The organism is Robertmurraya phoenicis (genome assembly GCF_047302285.1).
In the GTDB taxonomy this organism is placed as follows: domain Bacteria; phylum Bacillota; class Bacilli; order Bacillales; family Cytobacillaceae; genus Robertmurraya.
In genome coordinates this window covers 456,667-471,896 of the sequence record NZ_CP154845.1, presented here as the reverse complement: position 1 = coordinate 471,896, position 15,230 = coordinate 456,667, and the positions used below count along the sequence as shown (strand labels likewise).

Annotated in this window: 16 protein-coding genes and 1 pseudogene; 3 read left to right on the top strand and 14 right to left on the bottom strand. The window is 37.2% G+C overall.

The features are described 5' to 3' along the window. Positions 1-48: 48 nt before the first annotated feature. Together AA0X71_RS02230 and AA0X71_RS02225 are read left to right on the top strand one after the other, a co-directional pair. Positions 49-915: a LysR family transcriptional regulator gene (locus AA0X71_RS02230; protein WP_413358703.1), complete on the top strand. Its 867-nt coding sequence runs from the start codon at positions 49-51 to the stop codon at positions 913-915. A gap of 34 nt (positions 916-949) precedes the next feature. Further along, a pseudogene (locus AA0X71_RS02225) lies at positions 950-1,282 on the top strand (IS1595 family transposase); the annotation flags it as partial. 39 nt (positions 1,283-1,321) lie between these two features. On the opposite strand, the gene AA0X71_RS02220 reads toward AA0X71_RS02225, so the two are convergent. The 7 genes from AA0X71_RS02220 to AA0X71_RS02190 all read right to left on the bottom strand — a co-directional run bounded on the left by AA0X71_RS02220 (position 1,322) and on the right by AA0X71_RS02190 (position 6,214). Beyond that, entirely contained in the window at positions 1,322-1,774 is a 453-nt protein-coding gene (locus AA0X71_RS02220) for a hypothetical protein (protein ID WP_413358701.1), read from the bottom strand. A 63-nt stretch (positions 1,775-1,837) separates the two neighbouring features. Beyond that, positions 1,838-2,020 (bottom strand): hypothetical protein, encoded by a 183-nt coding sequence (locus AA0X71_RS02215; protein ID WP_413358699.1) that lies wholly within the window; start codon positions 2,018-2,020, stop codon positions 1,838-1,840. Positions 2,021-2,035: 15 nt separating this feature from the next. Further along, positions 2,036-3,292 carry a hypothetical protein gene (locus tag AA0X71_RS02210; protein ID WP_413358697.1) on the bottom strand — a complete coding sequence of 419 codons (1,257 nt, stop codon included), beginning with the start codon at positions 3,290-3,292 and terminating at the stop codon, positions 2,036-2,038. Between the two features lie 98 nt (positions 3,293-3,390). After that, complete coding sequence (locus AA0X71_RS02205; protein ID WP_413358695.1) at positions 3,391-3,696, bottom strand: hypothetical protein; 306 nt, start codon at positions 3,694-3,696, stop codon at positions 3,391-3,393. Position 3,697: 1 nt separating this feature from the next. Continuing rightward, the gene (istB, locus tag AA0X71_RS02200; protein ID WP_413358693.1) at positions 3,698-4,465 is read right to left on the bottom strand and encodes an IS21-like element helper ATPase IstB; all 768 of its coding nucleotides are present in this window, start codon (positions 4,463-4,465) and stop codon (positions 3,698-3,700) included. Further along, positions 4,458-5,747 (bottom strand): IS21 family transposase, encoded by a 1,290-nt coding sequence (gene istA, locus AA0X71_RS02195; protein ID WP_019152401.1) that lies wholly within the window; start codon positions 5,745-5,747, stop codon positions 4,458-4,460. Before istA ends, istB begins: the two co-directional genes overlap by 8 nt. An 80-nt stretch (positions 5,748-5,827) precedes the next feature. Continuing rightward, positions 5,828-6,214 (bottom strand): hypothetical protein, encoded by a 387-nt coding sequence (locus AA0X71_RS02190; protein ID WP_413358691.1) that lies wholly within the window; start codon positions 6,212-6,214, stop codon positions 5,828-5,830. Between the two features lie 163 nt (positions 6,215-6,377). On the opposite strand from AA0X71_RS02190, the gene AA0X71_RS02185 reads away from it, so the two are divergent. Continuing rightward, on the top strand, positions 6,378-7,352 hold the full coding sequence (locus tag AA0X71_RS02185; protein ID WP_413358688.1) for an Abi family protein: 975 nt from the start codon (positions 6,378-6,380) through the stop codon (positions 7,350-7,352). A gap of 215 nt (positions 7,353-7,567) precedes the next feature. Here the strand turns inward: AA0X71_RS02185 and AA0X71_RS02180 are convergent, their stop codons facing one another. The 7 genes from AA0X71_RS02180 to AA0X71_RS02150 all read right to left on the bottom strand — a co-directional run bounded on the left by AA0X71_RS02180 (position 7,568) and on the right by AA0X71_RS02150 (position 15,218). After that, a complete protein-coding gene (locus AA0X71_RS02180; RefSeq protein WP_413358685.1) occupies positions 7,568-8,344 on the bottom strand; it encodes a transposase in 777 nt (258 codons plus the stop codon). Between the two features lie 529 nt (positions 8,345-8,873). Further along, positions 8,874-9,989, bottom strand: a complete 1,116-nt coding sequence (locus tag AA0X71_RS02175) for an ROK family protein (RefSeq protein ID WP_413358682.1) — start codon at positions 9,987-9,989, stop codon at positions 8,874-8,876. Between the two features lie 55 nt (positions 9,990-10,044). After that, positions 10,045-10,797, bottom strand: a complete 753-nt coding sequence (locus tag AA0X71_RS02170) for a sugar isomerase domain-containing protein (RefSeq protein WP_413358680.1) — start codon at positions 10,795-10,797, stop codon at positions 10,045-10,047. A 5-nt stretch (positions 10,798-10,802) separates the two neighbouring features. Beyond that, entirely contained in the window at positions 10,803-11,966 is a 1,164-nt protein-coding gene (locus tag AA0X71_RS02165; protein ID WP_413358678.1) for an N-acetylglucosamine-6-phosphate deacetylase, read from the bottom strand. After that, the gene (locus AA0X71_RS02160; protein WP_413358675.1) at positions 11,956-12,720 is read right to left on the bottom strand and encodes a glucosamine-6-phosphate deaminase; all 765 of its coding nucleotides are present in this window, start codon (positions 12,718-12,720) and stop codon (positions 11,956-11,958) included. Before AA0X71_RS02160 ends, AA0X71_RS02165 begins: the two co-directional genes overlap by 11 nt. Continuing rightward, positions 12,717-13,967: a hypothetical protein gene (locus tag AA0X71_RS02155; RefSeq protein WP_413358672.1), complete on the bottom strand. Its 1,251-nt coding sequence runs from the start codon at positions 13,965-13,967 to the stop codon at positions 12,717-12,719. The genes AA0X71_RS02160 and AA0X71_RS02155 overlap by 4 nt, the downstream gene beginning before the upstream one ends. 18 nt (positions 13,968-13,985) lie before the next feature. Beyond that, complete coding sequence (locus tag AA0X71_RS02150) at positions 13,986-15,218, bottom strand: AGE family epimerase/isomerase (RefSeq protein ID WP_413358670.1); 1,233 nt, start codon at positions 15,216-15,218, stop codon at positions 13,986-13,988. Positions 15,219-15,230: the final 12 nt, after the last annotated feature.

The window sequence follows — 15,230 nt, the reverse complement described above, 5'->3', positions numbered from 1 at the left end:
GTTTTTTAACACGAATAGTGATTTTTGGTATAAAACGGAGGGAAAACAATGAATCTCAATCATTTCGAAACTTTCTTATCTGTTAATCGACTCAAAAGCTTCTCAAAGGCTTCTGAGGAACTGTTATTGCCACAGCCTACTGTCTCAAATAGAATTCGCCAAATAGAAGAGGAACTTGGAAAGCCTATGTTTATTCGAAATAAGAATAATATTCAGCTTACCTCCTTTGGAACCATTTTCTTACAATACGCACAAAAAATTCATAATCTGTATACCGAAGCAAAGACAATGATCGCCCAAGAAACCCCACCAAAAAAAGTACTGAAAATTGGAAGTTCAGTACCATTTAGTCATCCTTATTTAAAACATTTTATAAAACAAATTTTCAAAGATAATAGTAAAAGCAAAATTAACTATAGTACGCTAGATCATTCAGAAATTTGCGAAGCGATACTAGAAAATAAATTAGATTTAGGATTTACGTTATATAAAAATCAAGGAATCGATGAGATGGTTTATCAAAGGTTGGATAGTAGAGATTGGAAGGTGATTTGCTCAGAAAATCACCCCTTTGCATATAAAGAGGGAATTGATTTATTAAGCGCCTGCAAGGAACCACTAGTATTACTATATAATCATCCTTTCTATCAAAATTTGTTATTTTCATTGAGAAATATAATAAGCATCGATATAAGTATTTCTGCTTTTATGGACGATGTCGAAAGTGTTAAACATTTGGTCGAAGAAAATATTGGAATTACCTTTTTTCCTTCTAACATGATTAATCAGGAGTCTACAAAAAACTCATTAGTTGAAATACCCATTATTAATAACCCCTTAGAATCAATCGAAGTATATGTCATCTATCACAAAGACCATTTAGTCGCTAAAAATGTTCTTCAAGGAAATTATTGAATGCAGCAAAACACGGGGACGGTTCTCGTGTTTCTCTGCTTTGTTATGTACGGATACTGCAACGAATTATAAAAAGTTTGCCAAGATAAAGGGATTACAACACGAAACAGTCAATGAAAGCCAAAAACAGCGTGTGAAGAAAGGAATCTATCATATTCAGCACGTTAATAACTTTCATAATCGCTTAAAGACTTGGATGAAACGGTTTCAAGGAGTTGCAACGAAATATTTGGATAACTACCTTTACTGGTTTCGTTGGCTTGAACTTGGTAAAAAATTCGCATTTGAAAATCGAGTTGAGCAAATGCTTGTTTCAGCGTGTCGAAATTCTAATAACGCAACAGTTGAAATGTTGAGAAGTGCATAAGAAAAGACCTCAAATAAGAGGTCAAAAATGAGTCGTTTATTATATTATCGGTGATTTTTTTAACTTATTATTTCGCAATACAACTCCGACTATAATAAGTGCAATTATTATAACAGCAGATATGAAATAGAAGTTAGAGATTACATTCATTATGTGAAAAGGTGCTTTATGAACATAAACAGCCTTTACCCACTGGTTCTCTTCTTTTACTGCAATTGCAGTAGAAGTTGAAGTCCCTTTTATTTCATAATATTTTGTTCCTATCGGATAAAAGTTTGAAGCATCTCCATAGTAATCACCAGTCATATCATCAGGCTTGGTCTTTACTTCTCCAATGATTTTACCAATTTCACTATTTTCGATAATTTCCTCTTGTTTAACTTCATAAACTTTTCCTTCCCAAACAACAAAAGAAATAGCCCAAGATAATGCCTGAACAGAGGAAGAAATCATAAATATAAGTAATAGCGACAGCAACATTATTCTTTTCATAAGCACCTCCAAAGATTAACCAGTTTACTTTATCGTAACAGAAGATTCTGTAAATAGTAAATCTTAATAAAAACAACAATCTTTACGAAAACAGCCTTTATTAATAATTAGATCGATGCCATCGTCATCTGACTTTGGTATATAACATGCCAACTGTCCAAACGAGCCTAAAGTAACTAACTCTACAACTCTACTTTCTGTGACGTCACCTTTTTGTCTAGAGGATATCCTTTGTTCTACATCCATTTGAAACCACCCCATCTATTCTTGTATGCTTAGTGCTATCTTTTTCTTTAATTCTGCTTTTAAGGTTTTTACATATAGCTCAAGAAAATCCAGTATTGGATACTTCACGATTTTTTCATTCTGATTAAACGTAATCCCTGCATTTTTCATATAGCCAATGATCATTTGTAACGAAACGGTTAGCGTATCACCTGATTGGTTTTCGTTTATCCACTTCAATATTACAATCCGCCAAGATCTTTTATCGCCATCAATATAGAGATCACCTTTAATAGGTTGCGATAGCAGTATATCTCGAACCTTCTCTTTTTTCTTTTTATCTGCAGGATCCTCCGTTTTCGTATAACTAGACTCCGGTGGACTTTGTTGATAGGTATAGTTTCCATATCGTTTTTGTCTTTTGGACCTTTGATTCCAACCGTCCGGATGAACTTCGATTGGCCTTAAAGCCGCTCTTCTCATCCTTTCTTGCATTTCTCTTTCGACTTCTTCATCTTCTAGCTCTTTGGATTTTTGTCTTTGTTTTTGCCATTCCAATTCTCGAGCCCTTAATCGTGCCCTTTGCTTTTCTTCCTCTTGTTTAATTCTCTCTTCCTCTGCTCTAATTCTTTCTTGTTCTTCTTTCAACCTTTGTTGTTCTATCTCAAATTGTTGTTTCCTTTCAATTAGTTCCTTTAGAAAACCATTTCTCCTCTCATCCTCATTTTCCTTAGAAAGTACAAAATGATTTTGCTCAGTATTCATTGATAACGCTCGTGTCAGAGGTACTTCAGAAGATGATAGTTTATAAAAAGTTATATTGCGATCATGTTGTGATATTGGAATGAAACGAAAGATTGTACATAACCGATTAAATACATCTACATACGCGATATTTCTAGTATTAAATTCATCTATGGTCGCCCCTGTATCTTTCATAAAAAAGTCTAATAAAGCACCTTGTAAATTTTCCTCAAGAAATATATCCCACAGACTATCTTCATGAGTTTTACTAGTTACATAAGTTTCAGCAGTAAGTAAGGTTCCTTTATTCGTCTCTTCTAAAAAAGAAAGCCAACTATAGTCTACGAATGAAAAGGGCTTAAAACCTTCTTCTTTATAGGTTTTCATTCGTTTGGATAAATGACGAGCATAGCTACCTGAGGTTAACCCCTGATCGATTGCCGTAAAATAATCAAACGCCCATCGTTCCTCGGAGTTCGGAAACTTAATGATAAAATCCGGAATAAATGAAAGTTTCTTTTTGTAATGATACCCTCGTATAAATGTCAACTATCAAATATACATTTTCGCTCATTTTAGAATGTACATTTTTGATTCAGTGGACTTATATAGTCCCCCAACCTAACTACGGATGGGGGACTATTATATTAAAAAATTCCTATTCCTAGCTGTTCTTCTAATAATGCTTTTTCTGTATTTAAACGATCTATTTCACTTTTCAGCTCATTTATTTCCTTGATAAATCTTTCGATTCTCGTTTTATCATCTATGCCTTCTTCATACCCAGTACCTTTCCATCTACACCATTCATTAAAATCATAAAGATCTTCTTCACAAAAGTTTTCATTTAAACCTTTTTGATTGGAAGAGCTATTAAGCCACTCCTCAACCAATTTAACTTCACATTTTACCCCATATGAACGAAAGAATTTTATGGCTGCTGTCGTATTCATCTTAGTACTCTCCTTGTTTAGAATTATCTTTATTAAAATGGTCTTTTAGGCGATAGGAATCCCCAATAATATTGACCACTGTGGCATGATGTAGAACTCGGTCTAAAATGGCATTCGCTATTTTAGTATCTTGAAATATATCACCCCATGATTTAAAGCTAGCGTTTGTCGTTAAAATCGTGCTTTTCTGTTCATATCTCATATCGATGAGCTGAAAAAACAGCTTAGCATCCTCTGCGTCAATGGGTAAATAGCCAATTTCATCGATAATAAGGAGTTTATATTTCGCATAATGTTTAAGCCTGGTTTCCAATCGATTTTCAAGTTTTGCTTTTTTGAGATTGAGGATCAAATCATTACACTTGATGAAGTAAGTACTCGTTCTTTTTTTGGCAGCTGCGATTCCAATTGCGGTTGCTAAATGAGTTTTACCTACGCCACTGGTTCCTAAGAATACGATGTTTTCTTTTTGCTCAATAAACCGTAACGTTGTATAATCCAATATTTTTTGTTTATTAATCGATGGTTGAAATTCAAAATCAAAGTCTTTTATTTCCTTCAAATGAGGGAAGGCCCCTACCTTAACCATAGATCTCACCATATTTACTTCTTTCATGTCGATCTCGTAATCTGTCAGTTTGACTAATGTGTCGGTAAATGACAGTTGATTATTGGTCATAAAATCAATGGTTTCATCTAGATGAACTAACATCTGTTTTAACTTTAAATACTCTAAATTCTGTACGAGTTTGTTATAACTGCTATTCATTTTTATACACCTCATTAATTGCCTCTAAATTTTTCCTTGCCAGCTCTTCTATATTTGTAGAACCTGGTAGCCCTCTTGCTAGAGTATCAACGTAATGCTCCGGCTTGTAGTTGATTTTCAACGGGCGAATTGGATGTTCGACAATTAAATCCGTGTTATAATAGACAAAGATATGGTTATCGTATATTTGTAAACTAAGCGTTTTCCCGATGTATCCAGGTGGTACTGAATACTGGTTGGATTTGAAGGTAATCATATTGGATGGATTTACTTTCACAAGTATACGATCAATTTTATAGGAATCTCTTATTCGTTCATGTGGTAATGGAGATAAGAGATTTCTTTCTTTTTTTAGTGCCAGTATTGGGATTTTCCCTGTTCCTTGATGGTAACTATTGTTGATACGATTACAGAGTGTTTGAACAAACTTATGCAGTTCCTCATAATCAAATTTTCCTTGATAAGCGTGAATCTCATCGAGTAATTTCATCGGAGCTTCTACCTTTGCTTTGGTCCGCGGTCTCCCAGCTATACAGGCTCTTACTTCAAACCCCATATCTTTTGAAAACTGAAAAAATCGCTCATTTACTTTTCCCTTTTGATATTCTGTTCGAGGCTCGTCCATAACCGTTTTCATATTGTCCGTCAAAATCGTTTTTGGAACTCCTCCAAACACCTCAAAACTTTCCGTAAGGAAAGACAATAATATACTCTGAGACTTGGAGATTGATAGGTTGAATGTTCGAAACCTTGAATGGGCAAGTAAGAGTACACATACGTTCACATAAAGGATTTCTCCATCTTTGGTGATGTATTGGATATTTTCTTTCCAATCCAACTGTGCTTGTTCAGCTGGTGGCGTTTCAAAACGAATAACCTCACTGGTTAATTTTTTACGTTTCTCTGTTTCAAAGTGACGTTGAAACTCTGGTTTACTTGATAGGTATCTTCTAAACGATGATTGCCCACAATCTAGGCCGTGATTATCTTTCAAGTATTGCCATAGTACTCGTTTATAATAGAATTTCTGATTAGATTCTTCTGAGAGAAGCAACGCTATGACTTCGTAGTATTTATCAATTTTTGATCTTCGGTTACGGCTGCTTTTCGGCTCATAGCCTTGTAGATATTTTTCAACTGTCCTCCGATCCACACCCATATCACGAGCTAATTGACTCTTATTGATTTTCATTTTTAGACTCTCCATCAATAATTTAAATTTTGGCAAATCTACAAGACTATTAATTTCAATACTTGAATTTACATTAATTTGCATATGCATAATATTCCACCTCAAGAATATTATGCAGTTAACCATCAAAACTGTACATCCTTAAACAATCATTTCTGTACACTCTTAAGTTAGCATTTATACCCTCGCTTAATCTCAACGTCGTAGGGTTTCAGCTCACCTTCTAATATTTCTTTAAAAATGGTGAGACCAATATCTTTATTTGATTTATCCTCAAGCTTTGAAACATGCTTATCATAAGTCCTCGTGTTTTCAGAGTAAGAACATTCACTCTCATCATTATGGCGAAAATAAAAAGGTCTTCCCTCATCTTTGGTTAAATTCATATTTACAGGTTTGTTGCAGCATAAACAGGTAAACGCACTCTTCTTTGAAAAAACACGATAATTATCTTCGAACCATCGTTTGACTTCGGAACGTGTTAAATTTTGTTGTTCTAGCTCTCTTCTTTTCAGTTCAATGTGAAAGACGGAATTATGTAGATAGGCTGAATCCAAGAAATTCACATCCCTTCTAATCCAGTTGTTTCTAAGAGTATTATATCATTATGAGAATTTTCGGATATATAGGAGACTAAAAGAATAATCTTCCAACTATAATTGAATACTAGGATTGTAGTTTTTTTAGTAGTTAACCTTAATAATTAGGATAATAGTTATTTTGGTAAAAGGGAAAACAACCAATGGGTTAATGCGTCATCTTAGGGATAAGCATGGCATAGAAATTTGCGGAAGCAAACAGAAGAAAGATTTATTAAATATCGGATATTATCATGGATATAAAGGATATCGTTTTATCGGACAAGCAAACCACCAAATTCCCTATACCAACTTTGATGAGGTTGTTGGAGTGTATGAGTTTGATACAAACCTTAAAACACTCTTATATCCAAGAATTATGTTCATTGAAACAGCGATTAAAAACTATACACTTAATACCTTAATTGGAATAGGACCGGTGGACTTCGATTTTGTTTTTTCACACCTATTAAATGAGTATAAGAAAGAAAATACGGGTAATAGTAAGTATAGGGATAAAATGAAGAAACGGCTTGAATTACGGAACAAAATCAATCAACAGATTAGCTACAACTATTCCGAACAAAAGGCCATGATTTCACACTTCTTCCATAAGAATGAGCCGATTCCACTGTGGGCTATATTTGAAGTCATTAATCTTGGCGAATTTGGATTCTTCCTACAGTGTTTAAATCAAGATACAAGAATAGCAATTGCTGAAGACTTAAATATGCACACTACAAACCATAATCAGAATGGAAGAATAGTGGAAGATATTATTTTCCTTATTAAAGAGCTTCGTAATGCAGTAGCTCATAACTCTGTAGTCTTTGATTGCAGGTTTAAAAAGATGAATCCCCCTTCTAGGCTGAAGGAATACTTCCAAAGTGAAACAGGAATAAACAACATAACTTTTGACACCATTGTTGATTATTTTATCGTTGTGATCTTCCTACTGAAAAAGCTCGGTGTTACCAAAACCGAATTAAAACAGATTGTCAGGAAGTTCTACGCTGAATCTGAAAAGCTAAGAAGTTCAGTACCGATACCTGTTCACACCTCTATAATGGGGTCTGATTTTAGAAATAAGGTAAATAATTTAACGAACTATATTTAGGCCTGTCCTTTACGAATAGAACAAACTGTAGTATCATAATATATATCTAACAGCGGTGTATAGCTTCGGCTTACACTTAAGGGGACTGGATGCGTCTGGTCCTCTTTTAATTTTGTCTAAAAACACAGGGAAGGTTCAAAGCAGGGTTCATCGAGGATGGAAACAACTGGGAGATGTGTCATTCGAATTAAGGGTGAGATTACATTTTTTGTAGACTACGCCTTATAAATAAGAGTCAGTGAAACTCCAAAAATCCTCGCAGCCTGGCGCAGCGATACGCCCTTGATCCCTTTTACTCTTCGCAGTACTTCACTTCTTTCTTCTTTAGGCAAACTCTTTACTTGTGCGATTTCGATTGCACCAAGTATTTTCTTGATTTCTTTCCTTACTTCTTCATCCGTTAATCTCCTTTCTTTCACCATATCCTCCAGACAGGTATCATTATTTTTTCTTTCATTATATTCTTTAAATTTCTCAATAGCGATGGCTAAATCCGTAGCGAACATTCTTAAAACCATTTTGCAATCCAGCATTTTCTTGGCGCTATCATCTCTCCTATAGTATCCACAACAGCTACTCCATCTCCACTGATCAGGAGCTTGAACCATTCGAGCTTTCACTGGATTTTGGTGAATATACCTGACCACTGTTAACAAATATTGATGGTCTTCTACATTTTCACTTTTATATCGATCCTGAAATAGATGTCCAGTTGTCAGGTACTTCCAGTTGTAGTAATTGACATAACTCACCCCTATCCTTTTCATCGTAATGGATATATCTTCATTCCCCTCTTTTAGCAGTACATGTACATGATTACTCATCAAACACCATGCATATATAGTCATTTCGTATTTCAATTTATATTTTTTGAGAAGTTCAAGGAATTTTACCCTATCTTCATCATCATGAAATATTTCCTGCCTATTCGCTCCTCTCCAAATGATATGATAGATTCCGGTATTGCTTTTGACTCGCGCTTTACGAGGCATGATTATCACCTCTTTTCATTGGATACATATCGCCATGGGTTTTTAAGTTTTGGAATGTACTCAATCCTTTCGACCCTTCCTCTATCTTTAACAATCATTTAAAATAGTTGCTTTGCTCGAAATGGTCAATGCTATTATGAAAACAGTTAGGTGATTCATACGTTTGAGGTTAAGCGACTGGGAGTGGATGGGTAAAGTGATAAAGTGAAAGGATGATGATGGATTGATACGGTATGAAGATAGGTGGGAGAAGTAATTTTGGTTTAGAGGAAGATGTTTTTGTGATCTATACTAAATATTCCACAGTTGATTCTAATTTCCCTTCAATTAATTCGAGAAAATAAAAAATAGAGGAGTCCTCGATTGGTATCTGATTCCATATCAATCTCAAGCAAAAGGATAGTGAGTGGGAAAAATTCTTACTATTCCCACTCATATCAACTAATATAAAATGCTCACGGAAATTACTTTAACAGTTTACCGCTTTAATTTACTAAAAAAACACGAGAACCGTCCCCTTGTTTACGCTCTACTCCCTCTCAAACCCCAATATCACAGCTGTGGCTGCACCTAGTGACTGTGAATAGGGTTCTTCATTGAAGGTGATTTGGGTTTGGGAGTATGGGATTTTTAGTGCGTTATGTTCTAGGTAGTGAAGGAGTGATGTTTGGAATGCAGCTGATTGGTTATATGGGCTATCGATTACGATTTTGCCAGGATTCAGTAAATGAATAACCGAAACGAGTGATGTTCCTAGGTAGGATCCATACATTCTCAACTGATCTTCAATCTGCTGCTCCGTTACACTGGAAGTTGATATCCCGTCATCTAAGCTAAGCTTCCATTCTCGAAACGCCTTTTTGCTTATCAGTTTTTCAAGGCATCCACGTTGACCACACCCACATAGCGGTCCATTTGGATCAACTGAGATATGACCAATCTCTCCTAATGTCCAGCTATCTCCGTTCCATATATGACCCTCTGCTGTAAAAGCTCCTCCAATCCCATCACCGATTCGAATATAAAAGGAACTCCTCTGCTCGTCCTCATCCTCCATCATCTGCGAACATAATGACGCCATATTTACATTGTTTTGAACAATTATGGGAACAGCGATCGCTTCTTGCAAGGTATCAAGCACACGAGTATTTCTCCAGTTGAGGTTTGTAGATTCATATACAATTCCTTCATTGGCGTTCACTATACCCGGAATTCCCAATCCAACTCCTACTACTTCCGGATGCTCTTCCAACAGCTCTAAGACAATATTTCTTATCTCATCAAATACCTCTTCCTTATTTCTTCCATCCATTCCACGAAACCCACTAGTAAGGGATTGTAAGTAATAATCGGTGACAAGATATTCAACTCCATCATGATGGATCGCAATTCCGATTGCTTTAAAGGCTATCTCATTTAATTTGATCAGGATCTTCGGCCTTCCCGCTTTCTCCGGGTCCTTAACCCCAACCTCTTTAATCACACCATCTTTCACATATTGGTCTACAATAAGGGAAATCGTATTTTTGCTAACCTCCATCGCCTTAGCTAGGTCTTTCCTCGAAGTTTGCTTCTTTTTTCGTAAAAGCGATAGTACCTTTTTTTGATTTTGCTCGCGTAATATTCCAGGTCCTTTGATCTTCATATCTCTTCCTCGTCTTTCTAAAAACAGATACCATTATTATACCAATAACCCCCTATTAAAGTTTCTTAATCTTATGCTTGAATCGTGAAATGAACTGTTGATTCCATTCATCTCCACCTGTCGCATTTCCACTCTTCCAAATAGGCGGCTGAATTCCTTGCTCAACCAGCTTGGCTGTTGCTTCCATCGAGATGGAATTTAAAATAAAGGCATTCACAAAAGTAGACACCGCCCCAACTTTTTGCTCCAAATCTTGTATCTCAATCACAGCATCGCCAACATCCACCTTCGAATCAATCGCAAGATCAACAACATCATGCAAGTTTGCTTTAGATGGATGTCTCGCAGGGTGCTCCTCTGGAGTTGAAAGTGCATGTGTTTTAGACGAGACACCGATTGTTTTGACGCCTAATTGCTTCGCCTCGAGTGCTGCATCAATTGTTGCAGCATTTATCCCATAGGCATTCACAATCAGTAACAGATCCCCAGCGGCTAACCCATAATCCCGAATCACAATTTTTCCATAGCCAGGGGTCCGTTCAATAGCCATAGAACGCAAAGCCCCACCACTCAATAGTGTTCCTTCATCTAAGATTGCACTAATATGCATTAAACCACCCGCACGAAAAAATAACTCCTGTGACCCCAGATTTGAGTGGCCACCTGGTCCATACACATATACAATTTTATCCTCACGAATATGGTCTGCAAACATATCTGCAGCCTTCATAATTGCAGCAGTTTCTGTCTCAATAATCGAATCAAGATAGCCTTTCACTTTTTCATAATACTCAAGTCCATATTTCATTCTCTTCACTCCGATCTATGATATAAAAACTCTCCAGCTTTCATCGTCCCTGTTACTTCAACTCTATTATTTTTATATTTATATAGTAGTAAGTCGGCTGGTGCCCCCACTTGAAGACCGCTTTTCTGCTGCAAGTCTACTATTCTTGCCGGTAAAATAGATGCCTTATCAATCGCATCAGATAATGCAGTAATTCCCATATTGACAAGTTGATTGACTCCCCATAAAATGCTTTGAGCGGATCCTGCCAAAAGTCTCGGTTCTCCTTTCAAGTGAAGTCTCCCTTCTTCCGTTAAGGTGACCTCACCACCGACGGATGCTTGATAATCTCCAGGTGGTAACCCTGCCAATGCGACACTGTCACTTATGAGAACCATTTTATCTTTTTTCACTCTTGCAATTACCTTTAACACCGAATCCGGTAAATGAAAGCCATCGGCAATGACTGTTGCCGCTAATCGATCTTCTGCTAGCTGGTCCCATAGATAATTCGGATGTCTTGGAAGCATCACATGTGCCCCATTTCCTAAATGGGTGGACAAGCTCGCCCCTGCTTCCACAGCCTGAAAAATTTGTTCGGAAGTAGCACTTGTATGGCCAATTGATACACATATCCCCTGCGCGGCAGCCTTTTCAATGAACTTTGGTGCATTGCTCCACTCAGGAGACAAGGTAATAACTTTTATCAAGCCATTCACGGATTCAATTAAACCTTGAAAATACTCCCAATCTGGAGCCTGAATACATTCCTTCGCATGTGCCCCTCTTGGTCCATCCTCTAACGATAAAAAGGGACCCTCCAAATGAATCCCCGGAACCATTTTTCTAACCAACGGATTCTTCTCGACTGCATCTGAAATTACCTGAACTAGCTTACTTATCTTCTCATACGAATTCGTAATGACTGTTGGATAAAAACTCGTTACACCCTGTTCCAGCAAACTTTCAATGACCCTAACAATATCAAGTTCAGTCAACTCTAATGAATTAAAATCCACACCCTTATACCCATTTACCTGTAAATCAACAAAGCCTGGTGCAATATAAACAGTGGAGTCTGTAACCACTGATGGCTCTATCGCTTGAATGAAACCGTTCTCAACAATCAGCTTCACTCCAATATCGTCCTTATAATGAATGCCCTCTATCGTAATCGTATTATTCCTCATTTTTCTCATCTCCAAATGAATCTTGGTCAAGGTAAAGAATCGCATTCTCATGGGTACGCAGAATGGAAGCAGGGCACTCCGTACTAATTGGACCAAAAAGCGTTTGTTGTACGGCCTGTTTTTTCGTCGGACCTGGAACCATACAATACATAAATTTTGCCGAAAGTAACGCTGGAATCGTAACTGTAAGCGCATGTGTCGGAACCTCAGCAAAAGAAGCAAAACAGCCATCATTTACCTGTTGCTGCCTACACACTTCATCCAACTCCACGACTTTTAGAACACTCGGATCATGAAAATCAGCAACTGGCGGATCATTAAACGCTAGATGCCCATTCTCCCCAATACCTAGGCAAACAATATCAATCGGTTTTTCTGTTAGCAATTGTGAATAGCGCTCAATCTCTGCTTCATTTGCACTATCCATTAAATACACCTGTTTAAATGGTACTTTCGTAAACAAGCGTTCTTTTAAAAAGTTTTGAAAAAGCTGCGGGGCATTTGCCTCCAAGCCTTTATATTCATCCATATGAAAGGCTGTAATTTGGTTCCAGTTTATCCTGTTGTCCGCTATAAAATGAGCTAAAAACTCATTTTGCGATGGAGCAGCCGCAAAAATCATGCGAATTTCATCCTGTTCCAGTTGAAGCTTCACGATTTGATTTGCCACATCCTTTGCTGCTGTTTCTCCCATTGTATTTCGATTTTTGAAAACGAAGTATGTCAATTGATCCTTTTGTCCCTTAATTGTCATTTGTCATCACCTTCTAGTATGTGTTCGATGGCATTCTGTATCGTCTCTTCCGTTTTTATATGAAAAGGAGCAGGTAGGCCGAAGTAATAGATAAACTCCTTCGCCTCATAGCCTCCTTGTCTTATTTGCTGTTGAGTGGCAAGATAGCCGATCATTCCATTGCTATATCCAAGCGCCAGCGCTTCTGGCCACTTTTGTTTTATGTACTCTCCATAATGCTGGACCATTTCTGCATTAAAAAACACGAATTCTAATTCATCACTGATCTGAAATACTTGAATTTCAAAAATAGCCTCATTTTTATCTTTCCAGTGCTGATGAACATGCTTTTTCCAAATTTCAAGAACGGGAGGATCTACTCTTGCTTCATGATTCTCCTGAAAAATCAATGGAACTCTAGTTATTTTTGCCTGAATATTATCACACTCTATAACTCTACCATTCTGCATTAACCTTATTAATACATCTTCGGCAAGCCTTTTTCCTAGGTGCTCCATGTCCTCTAAATTTCCTCTATAAAATTCATTATCCTTTATGAAAGCTGGTCTAATATCTCCACAACAACCTTGTATAAACCCGATAACGGTATGTTGATAGGTTTCTTTTAAAATCGAACAACATTGCCCTGTAAACTCTGATGAGACTACATTCGCATCTGTTGAAGTTGGATGGCATGTATCGTGAATTAGCATACCCTTCATATCACCCTCAGCCGTTGTAAAAGTAATGATCGTCACATCCTTATTTACATAAACATCTCTATTAGGCTTCATCAAAACCTGATCGCCCTCTGTTACTCTTCGGTAAACTGAAATATCACTCTCCGTTTTTCTGACAGTAATGGTCACAGGCTCTTTGTTTCCAATCGCACTTGTTGCACTTTCTAGTATTTTCTCTTCAAGCGATTGTATAAAACTCTGATCAATCTCTCCAAGTAAACTTGTAAAAGCCTCACTAGTTTGTGGTCCAGAATGGTTATGGGTCGCATGAAAACAAATAGAGTCAGGCGAAATTGCAAAGGTACTTGCTAGCTTTTTTCGCCAAGACTTTACCTTTTCATCATCCCACCAGATGACATCCCCAATGAAAAGGAAAAACACCTGATCCTTTTTCTCAAAATAATAGGTTTTAAGAAAAAGAGGAGAATGGACCTCCATGGCTTTTCCTTGTCGATGAGCAAATCCGGCTAACTGGATTGGAAGCTCTGGTGTAATGTCGATTTCGTGTGTACCAAGTAGCAATGACATGTCAATTCTCCTCTTTCGTTATGCAAATCGTTTTATAACTAAAATGAAGTTCCGAAGAATATGGAAAGGGTCCTTTACCGGTAGTGCGACTACTTTTTGTAATGGCTCCCCCTTTTGGTCCCGAATTTGAATCCACTCGCCTATTTCTTTATTCGGATTCGGAAAGGTGGAAAAGCTATACTCCGCAATTTTTTTATACCAATCTAGAAAGATGTTTTTTTGTGTTTTTTCATATAGTAAAAGGAAAGTATACAGCGCCTCTGAATGTGGCCACCATAGCTTTGTCGACCATGTATCTAGAATAAGCTTTTCATATGGATCATTGATTACACGTCCTTGTGGTTTATTTCCACTCTTATCCACGAAACGCAATAGCCCACCATATTCTTCATCCCAACCAAGCTCGACAGCAGTAGTGGCAACCTTAGACAGTAGCTGCAATATCTCCTTTTGCTGCTCTTCCTCCCACTCCTGTAACGAATGGATATGAAACCACACCGATTCTAACGCATGACCTGGATTCACATGCCTGGCCATCAATGTATCCCCATTTTCTTCATTCTCAGGCTTTAACTCTACGATTCTTCCATCATCGAGAATAAATTCTTGAAGAATCTTTTGACTCAATTGCTTTGCCTTTTTTTCAACCGTAAAGGACGGAAAATGGATCGCTGTCTGCTCTATTTCTTGTGCAACGTTTAGCAAAATCATGTGAATCGAATGCGAAGTATACGTAGATGGAATTGGGTACGGCTCCGTTTTAAAAACACCACTTTCTACCCGCTGATGGATCGTTTCGTAAACCTCTAAGGCCCTAGCATACGCAGTTTCTTTTTTATAAACTTCTGCATATTTGTTGACACCAAGTACATAAAAGCAATCAGCAAAAACCGAGATTTCTGCTTGCCCCTCAATTCTTTCACCCTTATTTGTTACAGCATACAAAATATGTTTTCTATCTGTAACCGTGTGATGTAGTAGAAATTCGTATGTTTTATCAGCCATCTCTTTTAAACGAGTAGCATCTAGAGATAGCTTTCCTTCGACTGTTAACCGATACAGTTCTGCACATAGCCACAAAAATCTCCCTTGTGACCATGTGTATTTATCAGTAGTCACAAGGGTCGCACCATCATTTGTGAAGCAGGTAAAAACGCCACCTGCTTCATCATCAAACGCCTTCTCCCAAAACGGCCAGAAGCTTTCTTCAATTTGAGTTTTATAAAAGTTGACTAAATTTGAAGTATCCATCACCTGTCTCCT